The 17,611-nt window shown below is 72.6% G+C and carries 15 protein-coding genes and 1 tRNA gene; 5 read left to right on the forward strand and 11 right to left on the reverse strand.

What is annotated here, in order from left to right; all coding sequences use genetic code 11:
• Positions 1-19: 19 nt before the first annotated feature.
• The 7 genes from ACLQ20_RS14855 to ACLQ20_RS14885 all read right to left on the reverse strand — a co-directional run bounded on the left by ACLQ20_RS14855 (position 20) and on the right by ACLQ20_RS14885 (position 7,008).
• The gene (locus ACLQ20_RS14855) at positions 20-730 is read right to left on the reverse strand and encodes an ABC transporter ATP-binding protein (protein ID WP_088999313.1); all 711 of its coding nucleotides are present in this window, start codon (positions 728-730) and stop codon (positions 20-22) included.
• Positions 720-1,565 carry an ABC transporter ATP-binding protein gene (locus ACLQ20_RS14860; RefSeq protein WP_132236445.1) on the reverse strand — a complete coding sequence of 282 codons (846 nt, stop codon included), beginning with the start codon at positions 1,563-1,565 and terminating at the stop codon, positions 720-722. Before ACLQ20_RS14860 ends, ACLQ20_RS14855 begins: the two co-directional genes overlap by 11 nt.
• The gene (locus ACLQ20_RS14865; protein ID WP_311413593.1) at positions 1,558-2,667 is read right to left on the reverse strand and encodes a branched-chain amino acid ABC transporter permease; all 1,110 of its coding nucleotides are present in this window, start codon (positions 2,665-2,667) and stop codon (positions 1,558-1,560) included. Before ACLQ20_RS14865 ends, ACLQ20_RS14860 begins: the two co-directional genes overlap by 8 nt.
• Positions 2,664-3,614, reverse strand: coding sequence for a branched-chain amino acid ABC transporter permease (locus ACLQ20_RS14870; RefSeq protein ID WP_132236441.1), 951 nt, complete (start codon positions 3,612-3,614; stop codon positions 2,664-2,666). Before ACLQ20_RS14870 ends, ACLQ20_RS14865 begins: the two co-directional genes overlap by 4 nt.
• Positions 3,615-3,722: 108 nt before the next feature.
• Positions 3,723-4,880: a branched-chain amino acid ABC transporter substrate-binding protein gene (locus tag ACLQ20_RS14875; RefSeq protein WP_151455513.1), complete on the reverse strand. Its 1,158-nt coding sequence runs from the start codon at positions 4,878-4,880 to the stop codon at positions 3,723-3,725.
• Between the two features lie 259 nt (positions 4,881-5,139).
• Complete coding sequence (locus tag ACLQ20_RS14880) at positions 5,140-6,306, reverse strand: hypothetical protein (RefSeq protein WP_425856029.1); 1,167 nt, start codon at positions 6,304-6,306, stop codon at positions 5,140-5,142.
• Positions 6,307-6,387: 81 nt separating this feature from the next.
• The gene (locus ACLQ20_RS14885) at positions 6,388-7,008 is read right to left on the reverse strand and encodes an ANTAR domain-containing response regulator (protein WP_151457121.1); all 621 of its coding nucleotides are present in this window, start codon (positions 7,006-7,008) and stop codon (positions 6,388-6,390) included.
• A 104-nt stretch (positions 7,009-7,112) separates the two neighbouring features.
• Between ACLQ20_RS14885 and ACLQ20_RS14890 the strand changes: the two genes are divergently transcribed.
• Positions 7,113-7,185, forward strand: a tRNA-Leu gene (locus ACLQ20_RS14890).
• A gap of 413 nt (positions 7,186-7,598) precedes the next feature.
• Positions 7,599-7,970 carry a hypothetical protein gene (locus ACLQ20_RS14895; RefSeq protein WP_225852475.1) on the forward strand — a complete coding sequence of 124 codons (372 nt, stop codon included), beginning with the start codon at positions 7,599-7,601 and terminating at the stop codon, positions 7,968-7,970.
• A 294-nt stretch (positions 7,971-8,264) separates the two neighbouring features.
• Here the strand turns inward: ACLQ20_RS14895 and ACLQ20_RS14900 are convergent, their stop codons facing one another.
• The gene (locus ACLQ20_RS14900) at positions 8,265-9,443 is read right to left on the reverse strand and encodes a trans-sulfuration enzyme family protein (RefSeq protein ID WP_151457119.1); all 1,179 of its coding nucleotides are present in this window, start codon (positions 9,441-9,443) and stop codon (positions 8,265-8,267) included.
• An 83-nt stretch (positions 9,444-9,526) separates the two neighbouring features.
• On the opposite strand from ACLQ20_RS14900, the gene ACLQ20_RS14905 reads away from it, so the two are divergent.
• Together ACLQ20_RS14905 and ACLQ20_RS14910 are read left to right on the forward strand one after the other, a co-directional pair.
• Entirely contained in the window at positions 9,527-10,006 is a 480-nt protein-coding gene (locus ACLQ20_RS14905) for an Lrp/AsnC family transcriptional regulator (RefSeq protein WP_132236429.1), read from the forward strand.
• Between the two features lie 81 nt (positions 10,007-10,087).
• The gene (locus ACLQ20_RS14910) at positions 10,088-11,098 is read left to right on the forward strand and encodes an LLM class flavin-dependent oxidoreductase (protein WP_192581569.1); all 1,011 of its coding nucleotides are present in this window, start codon (positions 10,088-10,090) and stop codon (positions 11,096-11,098) included.
• A gap of 221 nt (positions 11,099-11,319) precedes the next feature.
• Here the strand turns inward: ACLQ20_RS14910 and ACLQ20_RS14915 are convergent, their stop codons facing one another.
• Positions 11,320-13,596 (reverse strand): cellulose binding domain-containing protein, encoded by a 2,277-nt coding sequence (locus tag ACLQ20_RS14915; RefSeq protein WP_425856031.1) that lies wholly within the window; start codon positions 13,594-13,596, stop codon positions 11,320-11,322.
• 351 nt (positions 13,597-13,947) lie between these two features.
• Here ACLQ20_RS14915 and ACLQ20_RS14920 point away from each other — a divergent pair, with 351 nt between their 5' ends.
• A complete protein-coding gene (locus ACLQ20_RS14920) occupies positions 13,948-15,381 on the forward strand; it encodes a pyridoxal-dependent decarboxylase (RefSeq protein WP_425856033.1) in 1,434 nt (477 codons plus the stop codon).
• A gap of 389 nt (positions 15,382-15,770) precedes the next feature.
• Here ACLQ20_RS14920 and ACLQ20_RS14925 read toward each other — a convergent pair whose 3' ends face one another.
• Positions 15,771-16,862 (reverse strand): sulfite exporter TauE/SafE family protein, encoded by a 1,092-nt coding sequence (locus ACLQ20_RS14925; protein WP_425856035.1) that lies wholly within the window; start codon positions 16,860-16,862, stop codon positions 15,771-15,773.
• Between the two features lie 155 nt (positions 16,863-17,017).
• On the reverse strand, positions 17,018-17,488 hold the full coding sequence (locus ACLQ20_RS14930; protein ID WP_311413602.1) for an RrF2 family transcriptional regulator: 471 nt from the start codon (positions 17,486-17,488) through the stop codon (positions 17,018-17,020).
• Between the last annotated feature and the right edge of the window lie 123 nt (positions 17,489-17,611).

The raw sequence follows: 17,611 nt of genomic DNA on the forward strand, positions 1-17,611 counted from the left end.
GATGAGGGGTGACGGCCGGTCAGGCCACGCCGAGGTAGGCCTCTTTGACCGCCGGGTCGTGCAGCAGCTCGGCACCGGTGCCGCTCTTGACGATCCGGCCGGTCTCCAGCACGTACGCCCGGTGGGCCCGGGCCAGCGCCTGCTGGGCGTTCTGCTCGACCAGCAGGACGGTGGTGCCCTGTTGGTTGATCTCGACGATGATGTCGAAGATCTGCTGGATCAGCATCGGGGCCAGACCCATCGAGGGCTCGTCGAGCAGCAGCAGCTTCGGCCGGCTCATCAGCGCCCGCCCGACGGCCAGCATCTGCTGCTCGCCGCCGGAGAGGGTGCCGCCCTGCTGCCTGCGCCGCTCGGCCAGGCGCGGGAAGAGGCCCAGCACCCGGTCGAGGTCCTGGGCGATGCCGGCCCGGTCGCGCCGGGTGTACGCACCCATGTCGAGGTTCTCCAGCACCGTCATGCCCGGGAAGATCCCGCGGCCCTCGGGTGCCTGGCACAGCCCCCGCCGGACCCGCAGGTCCGCCCGGAGCTTGGTGATGTCCTCACCGTTGAACCGGATGCTGCCGCTGGCGACCGGCCGGATCCCGGAGATCGCCCGCATCGTGGTCGACTTGCCGGCGCCGTTGGCGCCGATCAGGGCGACGATCTCGCCCTCGTCCACCGTCAGGCTGATGCCGTGCAGCGCCTGGATCCGCCCGTAGAGCAGGCTCACATCGTCGATCTCAAGCAGCATCGTCCGGCACCCCCAGGTACGCCGCGATCACCTTCGGGTTCTCCCGCACCTCGGCGGGCAGCCCCTCGGCGATCTTCTTTCCGAACTCCAGCACCACGATCCGGTCGGTGACCCCCATGACCAGGCGCATGTCGTGCTCGATGAGCAGCACGGTCACGCCGGTGTCCCGGATCTGCCGGATGAGCTGGAGCAGTTCCTCCTTCTCCGCCGGGTTGAAGCCGGCGGCCGGCTCGTCCAGGCAGAGCAGCACCGGGTCGGTGGCCAGCGCGCGGGCGATCTCCAGCCGCCGCTGCTCGCCGTAGGAGAGGTTGCGGGCGAACTCGTGCATCCGCTTGCGGATGCCGACGAACTCCAGCAGGCGCTCGGCCTTCTCCCGACTCGCGCGCTCCTCCTTCCAGTACCGCGGCAGGCGGAACAGCGCGGAGATGACGCTCGTCTTGTTGTGCGCGTCCGCGCCCACCAGGACGTTCTCCAGCGCCGTCATCTCCGGGAAGAGGCGGATGTTCTGGAACGTCCGCGCCATGCCCATCTTGGTGATCTGGTGCCGCTTCTTGCCGCTGACCTTCTGGCCACGGAACCGGATCTGCCCCTCGGTGGGCTGGTAGATGCCGGTCATGGCGTTGAAGCAGGTGGTCTTGCCGGCGCCGTTCGGGCCGATCAGACCGAGGATCTCGCCCTTGTAGAGGGTGAAGTCCACCTCGTTGAGGGCGACCACGCCGCCGAAGCGCAGCGTGACCTTGTCGACCTCCAGCAGCGGCTCCCGGGTGGGCACCGCCTCCACGGCCGGCGCGCCGGCCTGCGCCGGAACGACCGGCGTCTGCTCGGTGTCACTCACCGACGGTCACCTCCTTGCGACGATCCTTGAACTCCGCCGCACGTCGTCGGTTGGGGATCAGACCCTCCGGCCGGAAGATCATCATGACCACCAGCACCAGGCCGAAGAACAGGAACCGGTACTCGTACAGCTCGACGCCCAGCAGCTCGATGCCACGGAACCGCTCGATCATGTACGCCACCAGGCCACCGCCGACGATCGCGCCGACGATGTTGCCCGAGCCGCCGAAGATGACCGCGGCCAGGATGATGATCGAGTTCAGCAGCTCGAAGTTCTGCGAGTTGACGAAGTTCTGCTTGCCCGCGAAGAGCGCGCCGGCGAGGCCCGCGATCGCGGCGCCCGCGGCGAACGCCCACAGCTTGAACTTGAACGTCGGCACGCCCATGAGCTGCGCCGCGTCCTCGTCCTCCCGGATCGAGATCCAGGCGCGCCCGACCCGGCTGTGGGTCAGGTTCCGGACCCCGATGACCACCAGGATGATCAGCGTGAGCACCAGCCAGTAGTACGGCCGGGCGTCGAGCACGCCGAAGACCGGCTTGCCGTCGGCGAACTCGCCCGGCGGGTGCGGGATCTGGTTGAAGCCCCGCTGCCCCCGGAGGAACTCCGAGCTGACCGCGCCGATGCGGATCATCTCGGCGAAGCCGAGCGTCACCAGCGCCAGGTAGTCGCCGCGCAGCCGCAGGGTCGGCGTACCGAGCATCACGCCGGAGACCATCGTCAGGGCGATCGCCACCGGCACCGCCAGCAGCCACGGCCAGAGCGTCTTGAGGTTGCTGCTCGGCGAGGTCAGCACCGCCACGGTGTACGCGCCCACGGCGAAGAAGCCGAAGTAGCCGAGGTCGAGCAGGCCGGCGAAGCCGACCACGATGTTCAGACCGACGGCCAGCAGCACGTAGATCGAGACGGTGAACATCACCTGGGTGAAGTTCGCACCGGGGGTCGGGATCGGCCCGAGGTACTGGTAGAACTCCTTGTTCGGCAGCGCGTAGAAGAACACGATCACCGCGGCCAGCAGCGCCCAACGTACCCAGCGCGGCGCGCCGCGCCACCGTTCCCCGGCCGCCTCGCGGCCGGAGCGCACCTTGTCCAGAACGGTCGTCATGCCCGTGCCCTCCCCAGCGACTCACCCAGCAGACCGGTCGGCCGGAACATCAGCAGCACCACCAGCAGCGCGAACGCGGCGAAGTCCTTCCACTCGCTGCCGAACAGACCGGAGGCGTAGTTCTCGATCAAGCCCAACAGCAGGCCGCCGAGCAGCGCGCCGCGCAGGTTGCCGATGCCGCCGAGCACCGCGGCGGTGAAGGCCTTCAGGCCGAGCAGGAAGCCGACGCTGTAGGTGAGGGTCTGGATCCGTACGTCGTAGAGCAGGCCGGCGACGCCGGCCATGCTGCCGCCGGCGATGAAGACGATCAGGATGATCCGGTCCTTGTTCACGCCCATCAGCGCGGCGGTGTTGGCGTCCTGGGCGACCGCCCGGATGCCGCGACCGACCCGGCTGCGGTTGATGAACAGGTCCAGCGCGATCATCATCACCAGCGCGGCGCCGAGGGTGAGCAGCTGCACCCCGTCGATCGGCACGCCGAAGACGTGGAACAGCGGTTCCTGGCTGACCAGGATCGGGGCGCCCTCGGGGCGGCGGCGGGTCCAGATGCCGAACGCCTCGGAGATGGCGATGGACGCGCCGATGGCGGTGATCAGGAAGGCCAGCGGCGGCGCGTTGCGCTTACGCAGCGGCCGGTACGCCACCCGCTCGATCACGGTGGCCGTGCCGGCGGAGGCGATCGCCGCGACGATCATCGCCACCAGCAGGTAGAACATGATCGACCCGATGCCGCTGACCTGCGAGTTCTGGTCGAGCCCGAAGCCGTTCCAGGTCCAGATCGCCGCGAACGCGCCGGCGATGAAGACCTCGGAGTGGGCGAAGTTGATGAGTCTCAACACGCCGTAGACCAGCGTGTAGCCGAGCGCGACCAGGGCGTAGATCGCACCCTGCGTCAGGCCGGTCGTCGTGTATGTCCCGAAGTTGGAGAACAGGTCGTCGAAGTTCAATGAAGGGACACTCCATCAGGGTCTGGAGAGAAAAGTGGGGCGCGGCCGGGAGCACAGCTCCCGGCCGCGCCCGCGATCACCACTCAATCGCCGTTGCAGCGACCGACGTCAGGACTTGGGGATCTCCTGGTCCGGAACGACCTTGCCGTCCTTGACCTTGAAGGCCCAGACCTTGACCTGCGCCGGGTCGAGCTCGCCGCCCTCGACGAACTTGTAGCTCGCCGCGACGCCCTCGCCGCTGTAGCCCTTCACGAACTCCAGCAGGCCCTCACGGCTGGTCTTGCCCGCCTTGATGCCGGCCAGCAGGATGTTCGCCGCGTCGTAGGCCGTGTCGCTGTAGGTGCCCGGGTCGGTGCCGTTGAGCGCCTTGTACTCCTCGATGAAGGTGCCACGCGCCTCAGCGGCCGGCTGGCACGGGCAGGTGAGGATGGTGCCCTCGGCCGCCGCCGCACCCGCGGAGGTGATGTACGCGGCGTCGTTCACGCCGTCGCCGGCGATCAGCGGAGCGGTGACCCCGGCAGCGGTGAGCTGCTTGCGGATCAGGCCGGCCTCCTGGTAGTAGCCGCCGTAGAAGACCGCCTTGACGTTGGCGGCCTTGACCTTGGTGACCACGGCCGAGAACTCGACCTGCTTGCCGTCGCCCTGGACCTTGTCCGAGCCGACGACCGCGGGGCCGAGCAGCTTCTTGACCTCGTCGGCCAGGCCGGCGCCGTACGCGGACTGGTCGTCGATGACGTAGACCTTGTCGGCCTTCAGCACGTTCTTGATGTAGTTGCCGGCACCCGGGCCCTGGCTCAGGTCGTTGCCGACCGCGCGGAAGAAGGTCTTCCAGTTCTGCTTCGCGAGCGTCGGGTTGGTGGCCGACGGGGTGATGGTCACCAGACCGGCCTCGTTGAAGAGCGGACCGGCGGCCTCCGACTCACCCGAGTAGGCCGGGCCGACGATGCCGAGGATCTTGGTGTCGTCGATGGCCTTCTGGGCCAGCTGCGGGGCCTGGTCCGGGCTGCCCTGCGAGTCCAGGGGAACCAGCTCGACCTTGCAGTCGGCGTTCTCCTTGTTGTACTTGTCGACCGCCAGCTTGACGCCGTTGTTCTCGTTGATGCCGAGCGCCGCCGACGGGCCGGTCAGCGCGCCGAAGAACGCGATCTTGTTGCCGCAGGCGTCGCCACCGGACGCCGCGTCGTCGCTACTGGAGCATGCCGTGCCGCCGGCGACGAGCGCCAGCATGGCGACCCCACCGATAACGCGCGCGAGCTTCTGCCTCAAGGCCCGAACCCTCCTCCGTCCAATGGTCCGAACCACCCGCTGCCGATTGGCCCTTGCGGGGGCGGACGAACCAGACCGTCGTCGCCGGTCTGGGGCCGGACGCTATCCCACCTTTGAGCTGTGACGAAAGCCCCAGGGGAGCGGGTTGACCGAACCGTTACACGGCGTGGCGGGTTCGAAACGATCGCTGTAAGAACCGTCGGCGGCAAAAGGCCTTCGCCTTCGTTTCATCGGTAACGGGTCGAACTTCGTCCACCCTTTACCGATCGATGGCCGGTAACCCGACTGACCAGGCACGGGACGCCTCCCCGTCGTCAGACACCAACACCAGTCGATCACCCTGCGACGCGACCGCCACGGCCGTGTTCCCACCATCCGGCACCGGGGCCGGCATGGTCATCAGTCGCCACGAATCCCCCGCATCGGCGGAAAGCCACAGTCCGTGACCACCGCCGTCCCCCGTCACCGCGACCAACTCCCGCCCGGCCGGCACCAGGGCGTCGACCGAGGACACCCCCGGACCGGCCGCGCCGAACCCGCCGGCCCGCCGCCACTCGTCGCCCACCAGCCGCCAGGTCGCGAACCCGTCGCGCACCGGGCCGACGGCCACCACCGCACCGTCGACCGAGGCCACCCGCTGCGCCTGGCCCCGCCCGTCCGGCACCGGCAGCGCCATCCGCCGCCAGGACCGCCCGTCGGCCGAGCTCCAGGCCAGGGGCGTCAGCGCCGTCGCGCCGGGCGGCAGCACCGCGCCCACCACCCACCAGCCCGCCGGCACGGCCACCGCGTCGTACGCGACCGTCCGGCCCCGCCCGTCACCGGCGAGTTCCGCGACGCCCTCCCGGATCGCGAACCGCTCGCCGTCCGACGACGTCCAGACCGCCGCCCCGTCGACCCGCGCCCCCGCGATCAGCCACCCGGCCGGGCCCGCCGCCAGCCGCGCCACGCTCACCGCGCGCGGGCCGGCGTACAGCTCGAAGGGCGCCGACGCCTCCCGGAGCTGCCCGCCCGGCGACTGCGACCAGGTGCCCGTGCGCGGGTTGCCGTGCGCGCCGCCGTTCTTCGCCCCGAGCGCCGCCAGCCGGCCGCCGCGGCACGCGGCCGCGTAGAGCACGTGCTGACGGCCGTAGTGGCTCGACGGCGACATCGGCAGCGCCGTCCACGACACGCCGTCGGTGCTGCGCCAGGCCGCCGGCCGGGTCTCCCCCGCCGCGTCGGCCAGCCCGCCGACCACGTACCACGTGCCGGCGCAGGCCACGGCGTCGCGCAGCAGCGGCCGGCCGGGGGCGCCCGGCGGCGCCGGCAGGGTCAGCGGCTGCCACCGCGGGCGCAGCGGCTCTTCGGCGGGCTCCGTCGGGGCCTGGCCGCAGCCGGCCGGCAGCAGCGCGAGGACACCGAGCACCGCCACCAGCCGCCGGGTCCGCATGGATCAGATGCTATCGATCAACCGGCCCCGCGAGGAGCCCCCGGAGTGCTCCCCGGCGTGTCGCGTCGCCCCGGCGGCGCCTCAGGACGCGGGCTGGGCGACCTCGCCGCCGGCGGTCTCGGCGAGGATCCGCTCGGCGACCTCCTTCATGGTCATCCGGTGGTCCATCGCCGTGCGCTGGATCCACTTGAACGCCTGCGGCTCGGTCATCCCGTACGTCGTCATCAGCGCGCCCTTGGCGCGCTCGACCGTCTTGCGGATCTCCAGCCGGTCGGTCAGCCCCGCGACCTCCGCCTCCAGGGCGGCGATCTCCGAGTAGCGCGACAGCGCGATCTCCACCGCCGGCACCAGGTCGCTCTTCTGGAAGGGCTTCACGAGGTACGCCATCGCGCCGGCCGCCCGCGCCCGCTCCACCAGGTCACGCTGGCTGAACGCGGTCAGGATGATCACCGGGGCGATCCGGGCGCCCGCGATCCGCTCGGCGGCGGCCAGCCCGTCCATGATCGGCATCTTGATGTCGAGGATGACCAGATCCGGCTTGAGCTCCTCGGCGAGCCGGACGGCCGTCTCGCCGTCACCGGCCTCCCCGACGACCTCGTAGCCCTCCTCGACGAGCATCTCGGCCAGGTCCAGCCGGATCAGCGCCTCGTCCTCGGCGATCAGAACGCGCCTGCGCTCGACGTCCGTCTGCATCTCGGCCACGAGCCACTCCCACCAGTCTGTGCTCGACACCCGCGATGCCGGGTGTCGCCGCCCTTAGCGTAGTGGGTAACCTATGTGGCGCCGCCACAGCGTTGGGCGACGACGTCCCCGTATTCCAATGGCAGAGAAGCGGAGCTCAAACCTCCGACAGTGTGGGTTCGAATCCCACCGGGGACACCGGAACTGTCGTACGGGCGTACGAGACTCGTCCTGTGCACGCACCGGAGATACGCGCCCGAGCCCTCAGAGTCCACCTGGGCGGCGCAACCATCGCCGAGGCTGCCTGGGCCGTCGGTCTTTCCTACCGGACTGTCTGGGAGTGGTGCCGCGAGCGGCCGCAACCGCTGGTTCGAAGCACGGCAGAGCGCTGTTTCCGCTGCCGTCGCGACGACGGATATCCGACAAACCCATCGGCCTACAGCTACCTGCTGGGCCTCTACCTGGGTGACGGGCACCTGGTCACTAGCTCGCGGGTGCCGGTCTTGAGGATTTCCTGCGGCGACGCGTGGCCCGGGTTGATCGACGCCTGCGACTCCGCTATGCGGGCGGTGCTGGCCAACAAGGTCCAGCGGGTTCCACAACAGGGCTGCGTGAGCGTGCAGAGTTACGGCAAGCACTGGCCGTGCCTGTTCCCGCAGCACGGTCCCGGCAAGAAGCACGAGCGTCAGATCACCCTCGCCGACTGGCAGAAGAGGATCGTCACCGCCCATCCCGGGCCTTTCCTGCGGGGTTTGTTCCACTCCGACGGCTGCCGGTTCAGCAACCGGGTGACGACGCGCGGCAGGAGCTACGTCTACCCGCGCTACATGTTCGTCAACGAGTCGGCCGACATCATGGGGCTCTGCCAGTGGGCACTGGACCTGCTCGGCATCGCCTGGCGGATGAACCGCCGCAACTCCCTCTCCGTGGCGCGCCGGGACGCCGTCGCCGCCCTCGATCGCCACGTCGGCCCGAAGTCCTGACCGTGCCGCCCGGTCGGCTCCCACGGGTGGAACGCCACGGGTGTCACCTGGGCCCGTTGGCACCCGTGGCGTTCCACTCCCGTGCGCCACGACGCCCGCGGCGGGGCGACTCGCGGCAACGGGGCGACCGACTCGCGGCAGTGAGGGCGGGCGACGGCGTTGGTCCGGCCAGCCGAATTCAGCGAGGGCCGGCCGACGACGTCGGTTCGGTCAGCCGAGTACAGCGGAGGCCGGCCGACGGCGTCGGTCTGGTCAGCCGAATTCAGCGAGGGCGGGCGACGACGTCGGTTCGGGTCAGCCGAGTTCGGCGAGGGCCTGGGCCAGGTCGGCGCGCAGGTCCTCCGCGTCCTCCAGGCCCACCGAGACGCGCAGCAGGCCCCCGCACGGCTTGGCCTCCCCCTCGACGGGGCGGTGGGTCAGCGAGGCCGGGTGCTGGATGAGGGTGTCGACGCCGCCCAGCGAGACCGCGTGGGTGATCAGCCGGCAGGCGTTCGCGACGGCGGCCGCGGCGGGGGCGCCGCCGCGTACCTCGAAGGCGAGGAGGCTGCCGGGGCCGCTCATCTGCCGTCCGACGAGCCCGGCGGGGTCGTGCAGCGACGGGTGGTGCACCTGCGCGACGGCGGGGTGGGCGGCGAGCCAGGCGGCGAGTTTCTCGGCGCCGGCCTGCTGGGCACGCACCCGCACCGGCAGGGTCTGCAGGCCGCGGTGCAGCAGGTACGCGCCGAGGGGGTGCAGGATCGCGCCGGTGAGCGCGCGGACCTGGCGCAGCCGGGCGGCCCAGTCGGCGTCGCAGGCGACCACGCCGGCGAGGACGTCGCCGTGCCCGCCGATGCTCTTGGTGGCGCTGTGCAGCACGAGCGCGGCACCGTGCCGGGTGGGTTGCTGGAGCACGGGGGTGGCGACGGTGTTGTCGACGAGCAGCGGCACGTCGCCGGCGGCGCGGGCGAGGGCGGCGATGTCGACCAGGTCGAGGGTGGGGTTGGCCGGGGTCTCGGCGATCACCAGGGCGGTGTCGGGGCGGACGGCGGCGGCGACCTCGTCGGGGCGGGCCCAGGTGACGGTGGTGCCGAGCAGGCCGGTGGCGAGCACGTGGTCGGTGCCGCCGTAGAGGGGGCGGACGGCGACGAGGTGCCGCCTGCCGTCCCGGGTGGCGGCGAGCAGGGTGGCGGTGAGGGCGGCCATGCCGCTGGCGAAGGCGACGGCGTCGGTGGTGTCCTCGAGGTCGGCGAGGGCGGTCTCGAAGCGGGCCACGGTGGGGTTCCACAGGCGCTGGTAGACGGCGCTGCCGCCGGCGGGGAGGGTGCCTCCGGTGGCGAGGGCCTCGTAGGCGTCGCCGCCGGCGTCGACGGACGGCAGCGGGTTGGTGGTGGAGAAGTCGATCGGCGGCACGTGGACGCCGAGTGCGGCGAGGTCGTCGCGGCCGGCGTGCACGGCTCTGGTGTCCACGGTCGTCATGCTGGAAGGATCGAACATAGCGCCAACGGGCGGCAATAGTTCCGAACATGATTCGGTAATTGCCCTTGGAGGCCCGGGCTGGTTCGATGGATGATGCCTCCATGCCCCTTGCTACGAATGATGTGCGGCGGTTCGCCGACCTGGACGACACCGACCGGGCGATCCTGTCGGAGCTGGCCGCCGACGGCCGCCTGCCGAACAACGCCCTCGCCGAGCGGGTCGGGGTGGCCCCCTCGACGTGCCTGACCCGCACCCGCGCCCTGCGGGAGCGCGGGGCGATCCGCGGGTTCCACGCGGAGGTCGATCCGGCGGCGGTGGGGCTGCCGTTGCAGGCGCTGGTGTCGGTACGGCTGACCGCGCACGAGCGGGCGGCGGTGGACGCGTTCCGGGCCCGGTCGGTGCGGCTGCCGGGGGTGGTGGCCGTGTTCCACGTGGCGGGCGCGGAGGACTACGTGCTGCACGTGCGGGCGGCCTCGGCGGACGCCCTGCGGGACTTCGTGCTGGACCACCTGGCCGTGGACCCGGCGGTGCAGCACACCCAGACGAGCCTGATCTTCGAGCAGGCCCGCGGCATGGGCTGAGCGCGCTGCGGGCCCGCGACGGGCGCGTGAGCCGGATCGCCCCGGGGAACAAACCCGAGGTGGGACGGGTTGGCCACCCTTGTGATCAACGTACCGCTGTCTGTTCTCGATCTTGCCCCGGTCGCGGCCGGCGCCACTGCCGGCGCGGCGCTGCGGCATACCACCGAGCTGGCCCGGCGCACGGAGGAACTCGGGTACCGCCGGTTCTGGGTGGCCGAGCACCACAACATGCCGGCGATCGCGAGTTCCGCGCCGGCGGTGCTGCTCGCGCACCTGGCGGCGCACACGTCGACGATCCGGCTCGGCTCCGGCGGGGTGATGCTGCCCAACCACGCGCCGCTGGTGGTGGCCGAGCAGTTCGGCACCCTCGAAGCGCTGCACCCGGGCCGCATCGATTTGGGCATCGGCCGTGCCCCCGGCACCGACCAGGTGACCGCGCTGGCGCTGCGCCGGACGATGGAGGGGCTGTCGGCGGAGGGCTTCCCCCGGGAGCTGTCGGACCTGATGAACTACTTCAGCGGGGAGCGGCCGGGACCGATCACCGCCACCCCGGGCCTCGGCGAGCAGCCGGCGGTCTGGCTGCTCGGCTCCAGCGGGTTCAGCGCCCAGCTGGCCGGGCTGCTGGGCCTGCCGTTCTCCTTCGCGCACCACTTCAGCGCGCAGAACACGGTGCCCGCGCTGGCGCTGTACCGGCAGCACTTCCGGCCGTCGAAGTGGCTGGAGAAGCCGTACGCGATGGTGGCCGTCAACGCGGTCTGCGCGGACACCGACGAGCGGGCGGAGTGGCTGGCGGGGCCGGCGGCGCTGTCGTTCCTGCGGCTGCGCTCGGGGCGGCCCGAGCCCCTGTCGACGCCGGACGAGGCGGCGGCGTACCCGTACACGGAGGCCGAGCGCGAGTTCGTGCGGCAGCGCCGCGACGGGCAGGCGACGGGCTCCCCCGAGACGGTACGGCGGCAGCTCGGGGAGCTGCTGGCGCGCACCGGCGCGGACGAGCTGATGCTGACCACGCTGGTGTACGACGTGGCCGACCGGGTGCGCTCGTACGAGCTGATCGCCGAGCACGTGGCCGGTGGCCTGCGCCGCGAGGGCTGAAACACGATCTTCACGTCGGCGTCACCGGGGCGACGCGTGGCCCGCCTAGTTTTGACCTCGGTGGTGGTACGGCATTCCCGGTCGGGACGGGTCGGGGATGCCGCGGTGTGGGGCACCGGGCCGGAGCTGTGCGGATTCCGCGGCTGCGGCCCGGTGCCTTTTCCGTTCTGCGACCGGCCGATTGTGCGCCCCGGGGGCGCCGCCGCCGACCGGTCGTCGGGTCACCGCAGGTAGACGTTGGGCGTGGGCGGGGCGGCCATGCCGTCGCCGAGGAAGAAGCCCGGGTGCGGGGGCTGGTTGTAGGCGGTGTTCTGCCAGGCGACCGCCACCCGGTACTGCGGGTCGTGCATGAGCGTGTGGATCCGGGTGTTGGTGGGCGTGGGCGTGCTGTAGATGCGCAGGGCCCGGCTGTCGGTGGTGCGCCAGACGACCTCCTCCCGCCAGTCGCCGAACAGGTCGGCGGAGAGCGCCGGGGTGGACTTGGTGCCGTTGTTCGCCGCCACGCCGCTGGCGGTCAGCAGGCGGGTGTCGCCACCGGTGCCGTACTTGTCGATCCGGGTGCCGTCGAGCAGTTCCCGGACGGGGTCGCCGTCCCACCAGGCGAGGAAGTTCGCCGAGGACGGCCGGCGCCCGACGACGGCCCCGGTGGCGCTGTAGAGGTCGCCCATGTGGGTGCCGGCGCCCCAGAACTCGGCGCCGGGGCTGCCGGCGTGGATGTCGGCGGCGACGCCCCGGCCGGGGCCCTCGACTCCCCCGTTGTTCGGCCGCTGCCAGACGACCTGACCGGTACGGGCGTCGTGCAGGTCGGCCGCCGGCTGGTTGCCGGACTCGTGGATCGTGAAGACCTCCAGGCCGGCGCGGGCGGGCAGGAGGTCGCCGACGTGCAGGGCGTCGCCGTGGCCGAAGCCGGTGGCGTACATCAGGCGGCCGTCGTCGTTGATGGTGGCCGACCCGTACACGATCTCCTGGCGGCCGTCGGCGTCGACGTCGGCGACGGAGAGGTTGTGGTTGCCCTGGCCGAAGGCAGCGCCGTTGCCCGAGGCGTTGGAGTCGAAGGTCCACCGCTTGCGCAGGGTGCCGTCGCGGAAGTCCCAGGCCGCCACGACCGCCCGCGTGTAGTAGCCGCGGGCCATCACCAGGGAGGGGCGCTGCCCGTCGAGGTAGGCGGTGGCGGCGAGGAAGCGGTCGACCCGGTTGCCGTAGTTGTCGCCCCAGGAGGAGACCGTGCCTCGCGGCGGGTCGTAGTTGACGGTGGAGAGGACCGCGCCGGTGCGGCCGTCGAACATGGTCAGGTACTCGGGGCCGGCGAGGACGTACCCGCTGGAGTTGCGGTGGTCGGCGGTGGCGGAGCCGATCACCTGGCCGGTGCCGGAGCGGGTGCCGTCGGCGGTCTTCATGGCCACCTCGGCGCGACCGTCGCCGTCGTAGTCGTACACCTGGAACTGGGTGTAGTGGGCCCCGGCGCGGATGTTGCGGCCCAGGTCGACGCGCCACAGCCGGGTGCCGGTGAGGGTGTACGCGTCGACGTACACGTTGCCGGTGTAGCCGGACTGGGAGTTGTCCTTGGCGTTGGACGGCTCCCACTTGACCACGAACTCGTAGTCCCCGTCGCCGTCGAGGTCGCCGACGGAGGCGTCGCTGGCGGAGTACGTGTAGCTCTCGCCGCTCGGCGTGCTCGCGCCCGCCGGCACCTGCAACGGCACGTCGAGGTAGCCGGCGGGGAACCGGAGCGCGGCTGCGGAGGCGGCCTGTTCGGTGCCGCCGACGACGGCGCGCACGGTGTAGGTCGCGTCGGCCGCCGCGCCGCTGTCGAGGTAGTTGGTCGCCCCGGTGATCGGGCTGCCGTTGACCCTGGTCGTGCCCCGGTAGAGGTTGAAGGCGACCCCGGTCGTCTCGGTGCCGAGCAGCCGCCAGGAGACCAGGTTGCCGCTGCCGGAGCGGACGCTGACCAATCCCCGGTCGAGGTCCTCCATCTGCACCGCCCCGGCCGGCGGCGGGGTGGTCGGCGGCGGCGTGGTGGGTGGCGGGGTCGTGGGCGGCGGCGTGCTCGGCGGCGGCGGGGTGGTCGGGCCGCCGGTGGGCGCGGCGCCGGTGCATGCGGTGCCGTTGAGGGCGAAGCCGGTCGGTGGCGGGTTGCTCCCCTCCCACGAGCCGTTGAAGCCGAAGGTGGCGCTGGCACCGGTGGCGAGCACCGCGTTGTGCTCGACGTTACGGGCGGTCACCTGCGCGCCGGACTGGTCGACGACGGCGTTCCACGCCTGGGTGACCCGCTGGCCGGCGGTGTGCGACCAGGTGAGGGTCCAGCCGTTCACCGGGTCGCCCAGGTTGGTGACGGTGACGTCGGCGCCGAAGCCGCCGGGCCACTGGTTGGTGATCCGGTGCTCGACGCGGCAGCCTGCGGCGGCAGCCGAGGCGGTGAGGGTCGGAAGCGTACCGGCGGCGAGAGCGGCCGCGGCGGCCGCGGCGAGCAACGCGACGCGGCGATGGGTGATGGGCATGGGGAGTGGCCTCCGGGGAGGTTGGGCGCGCGGCAACCGTCGCCGTCGGCCTGCCCGGGCCGGCGGGAGGAGACGCCGCGCTTGCGGCGGTGGTCCGACGCCGTCGGTACGGCGTCGGTGTCGACGCCGCCGCTCCGGTGTCGGGCGTCCCGGCGCCGGCACTGCGGCGTCGGTGCTCCGGCGGGCGGCGTCGAGGGGTGGCTCCGCGCACCTGCGATGCTAGGGCAAGCGCTTTCAGCGGACAATCCGTCTTCCCCCGCCCTTCTGGCCGCCCTGCTTCGGGCGTCCCCGTGGCGGGGGGCACCAGCCACTTCCCTTGCCCCCGGCCCGGATTCTTGATCGACTCAGGGCGTGGCTGAGCACATGACCCCGGACGAGTTCCGACGCGCCGGGCACGCCGTGGTGGACTGGATCGCCGACTACTGGGCGACGCTGGAGCGGCGTCCGGTGACCTCGCAGGACCCGCCCGGGACGGTGGCCGCCCGGCTGCCCGCCGGCCCGCCGGAGCACGGCGAGCCGGTGGAGGCCGTCCTGGCCGACCTGGACACCCTGATCACGCCGGGGCTGACGCACTGGCAGCACCCCGGGTTCTTCGGCTACTTCCCGGCCAACACCTCGGGGCCCAGCGTGCTCGGCGACATGGTCAGCGCCGGGCTGGGCGTGCAGGGGATGCTCTGGGCGACCGGGCCGGCGTGCACCGAACTGGAGACGGTGCTGCTGGACTGGCTCGCCGAACTGCTGGACCTGCCGAAGCGGTTCCGCTCCGGCTCCGGCGGCGGCGGGGTGATCCAGGACTCGGCGTCCTCGGCGACGCTGGTGGCGACCCTGGTCGCGCTGCACCGCGCCGGCGGCGGCCGGTGGCGTGAGGTCGGCGTCGACCGCCGCTACCGCGCCTACGCCTCCACCCAGGGCCACTCGTCCATCGAGAAGGCCGCCCGGATCGCCGGGCTGGGCGCCGACGGCGTACGGCCGGTCGAGGTCGACCCAGAGACGCAGGCGATGTCCCCGGCGGCGCTGCGCGCGGCGATCGAGGCGGACCTGGCGGCCGGCGTGGTCCCGGCGATCGTGGTCGCGACCGTCGGCACCACCTCCACGACCGCGATCGACCCGCTGCCGGAGATCGGCGCGATCTGCGCCGAGTACGGGGTCTTCCTGCACGTCGACGCCGCGTACGCGGGAGCGGCGGCGGTCTGCCCGGAGCTGCGGTTCGGGCACGCCGGCCTGGAGTACGCCGACTCGTACTGCTTCGACCCGCACAAGTGGCTGCTCACCGGCTTCGACTGCGACGCGTTCTGGGTGGCCGACACGGCGGAGCTGATCGAGGCGCTGAGCGTGCTGCCGGAGTACCTGCGCAACGCCGCCACCGAGTCCGGCGCGGTGATCGACTACCGGGACTGGCAGGTGCCGCTGGGCCGCCGGTTCCGGGCGCTGAAGCTCTGGTTCGTGCTGCGCTGGTACGGCGCCGAAGGGCTGCGCGCGCACATCCGCTCCGGCGTGTCGCTCGCCGCCCGGTTCGCCGACCGGGTCCGCGCCGACGACCGGTTCGCGCTGGTGGGGGCCCACCCGTACTCGCTGGTGTGCTTCCGGCTGGCGGCGGACGACGAGGTCAACGCGGAGCTGCTGGCCCGGGTCAACGCCACGGGCCGGGTGCACCTGACGCACACCCGGGTGAACGGCCGCTACACGCTGCGCCTGGCCGTCGGCTCCCCGCAGAGCACCGAGGTCCACGTCGACGAGGCGTGGACCCTCCTCACCGACGCCGCGACCGCCCTCCTCCCCCACTGACCGCCGCCCCGCCGCCGCGCCACCTGCACCGGCTGGCCCGGTTACGGCCGGTGGCGGCCGGTTGGCGGCGCTGGCCGATCGCGCTGTGACACGGCTGCGCGGGTCGATCGCGCTGGCGGCGCGGATACGCGCTGGCCAGTCGCGCTGACGGCGCGGATGCGCGCTGGCCGGTCGCGCTGACGGCGCGGATACGCGCTGGCCGGTCGCGCTGACGGCACGGCTGCGCCGGCCGTGCTGCGGGTGCGGCTGCCGCTGCGGCTGCGGTGCCGGTGCCGGTGCCGGTGGAGATCTTGGTAGGAATCGGCCCCTGGAGGGGCACGTTCCTACCAAGATCTACACGATGCGACGCGACGCGATGCGGGGCAGGGCGGGCGGCGCCGGGGCGGGGGTCAGCGGTTGTTGAGCGAGGGGACCGCCGCCGGAGTCGGGAGACGGTCCTCGCCCGGGGCAGCCGTCGCGGGGACAGCCGTCGGGAGACGGTCCCCGGCCAGGGCAGCCGCCGAGGCGACGGCCGCCGAGGGGACGTCTGCCGGGGGGACGTCCGCCGGGGAAGCGGTCGCCGGAGGGACGGTCGCCGGGCTCAGGGCGTCGGCCGCCAAGGCGGTCGCGGCGACGGCGCGCTGGCGGCGGGTGCGCAGCAGCGCCCGGACGGCCAGGGCCAGGGCGGCAGCCCAGGCGACGGCCAGCAGCGCGTAGACGGCCGGCCGGGCCGGGCCGCCGAGGTCGGCCGAGCGCATCAGCGTACGGGCGTTGGTCAGCACGATCACGCCGCCGATCGCCGCGCCGAGCAGTTGGGCGGGGACGATGCGCACCAGCCAGGCCGCGATGGGCGCGGCGATCAGGCCGCCGACGAGCAGCGCGGCGACCATGGGCAGCAGGAAGCCCTCGGAGCCGAGGCCGATCAGGAAGCCGAGGCTGGCGGCGCCGGCGACCACGAACTCGGACGTGTCCACCGAGCCGATCACCTTGCGCGGCTCCATCCGCCCGCTGACCAGCAGGGCCGGTGTGGCGACCGGGCCCCACCCGCCGCCGCCGGTGGCGTCGACGAAGCCGGCGACCAGGCCGAGCGGGCCGAGGAAGCGGCTGCGCAGCTGGCCGCCGCGCCGGTCGGTGCGCAGCGGCCGGGAGAAGCGCACCAGCAGGTACGCGCCGAGGGTGAACAGGATGCCGGCCATCCACGGGGCGGCCGACTCGGTGGAGATCGAGCTGAGGAAGGTCGCGCCAGCGAACGCGCCCACGGCTCCGGGGAAGGCGATCCGGCCGACCACCCGCCAGTCGACGTTGCCGAACCGCCAGTGCGACACCCCGGCGGCGAGCGTGGTGCCGATCTCGGCCAGGTGCACGGACGCCGACGCGGCGGCCGGCGCCACCCCGACGAGCAGCAGCAACGTGGAGGAGGTCAGCCCGTACGCCATGCCGAGGGCGCCGTCGACGAGTTGCGCGGCGAGCCCGACCAGCGCGAGGACCAGCAGCTTGCGCACGAGCGCCCCCTGACTTTTCGGTATCTCCTATCGACTTGGTCGACAATGCGGCACGGGGCGTGCCCCGGTCAAGCCTCCAACCGGTCAGTGAGACGACAGACGCCGCCCGCCAACCGGCCGGGGCGGCGACGAGCGCGATCCGGAAGCGGGGCGGGTCAGGTCCAGGCGCGGGGGTCGGCGGCCAGCTCGACGACCCGGCCCGGCAGGGTGCCGCCGGCCACGTCGGCGACGGTGACCAGTTCCAGGATTTCGCGCTCGCTGGCCCGCAGGGCGATCCAGACCTCCTGGAGGGCCCGCGCCGCCCCGTGGTAGCCAAGTTCCTCGGGCCGCTGCCCGCGTACGTGCGCGAGCGGGCCGTCGATCACCCGGATCACCTCGGCCAGCGAGATCTCCCCGGCCGGTCGGGCCAGCCAGTAGCCGCCCTCCGGGCCGCGCTGGGCCTGCACGATGCCGCCCCGGCGCAGTTGCAGCAGGATGCTCTCCAGGAACTTCGGCGGGATCTCCTGGGCGCGGGCGATCTGGTCGGCGGTCACGGGCCGGCTTCGCCCGGGCCCGGCGTCGGCGGTCACCGAGGCGAGCTCGGCGACCGCGCGGAGGGCGTAGTCGACCCGGGCGGAGAGGCGCATGCGGCAAGGTTAGTCGCCTGACCGACCCGCCCGGACGATCACCCCTCGACCGATCGGCCGGTGGCGATGCGCGGGCGGCCTCGGAGACGACGCTGGTGGCGAGCCCGACGGGTCGGGCCGCGC

Origin of the sequence: Micromonospora sp. DT46, assembly GCF_049841735.1 — a bacterium.
Lineage (GTDB): Bacteria > Actinomycetota > Actinomycetes > Mycobacteriales > Micromonosporaceae > Micromonospora > Micromonospora reichwaldensis.

Excerpts from the sequence above, each read along its gene's own strand:
- ACLQ20_RS14855 (WP_088999313.1), bottom strand. The coding sequence starts at position 730 with ATGCTGCTTGAGATCGACGATGTGAGCCTGCTCTACGGGCGGATCCAG.
- ACLQ20_RS14865 (WP_311413593.1), bottom strand. The coding sequence starts at position 2,667 with ATGACGACCGTTCTGGACAAGGTGCGCTCCGGCCGCGAGGCGGCCGGG.
- ACLQ20_RS14880 (WP_425856029.1), bottom strand. The coding sequence starts at position 6,306 with ATGCGGACCCGGCGGCTGGTGGCGGTGCTCGGTGTCCTCGCGCTGCTG.
- ACLQ20_RS14900 (WP_151457119.1), bottom strand. The coding sequence starts at position 9,443 with ATGTTCGATCCTTCCAGCATGACGACCGTGGACACCAGAGCCGTGCAC.
- ACLQ20_RS14905 (WP_132236429.1), top strand. The coding sequence starts at position 9,527 with ATGCCCCTTGCTACGAATGATGTGCGGCGGTTCGCCGACCTGGACGAC.
- ACLQ20_RS14915 (WP_425856031.1), bottom strand. The coding sequence starts at position 13,596 with ATGCCCATCACCCATCGCCGCGTCGCGTTGCTCGCCGCGGCCGCCGCG.
- ACLQ20_RS14930 (WP_311413602.1), bottom strand. The coding sequence starts at position 17,488 with ATGCGCCTCTCCGCCCGGGTCGACTACGCCCTCCGCGCGGTCGCCGAG.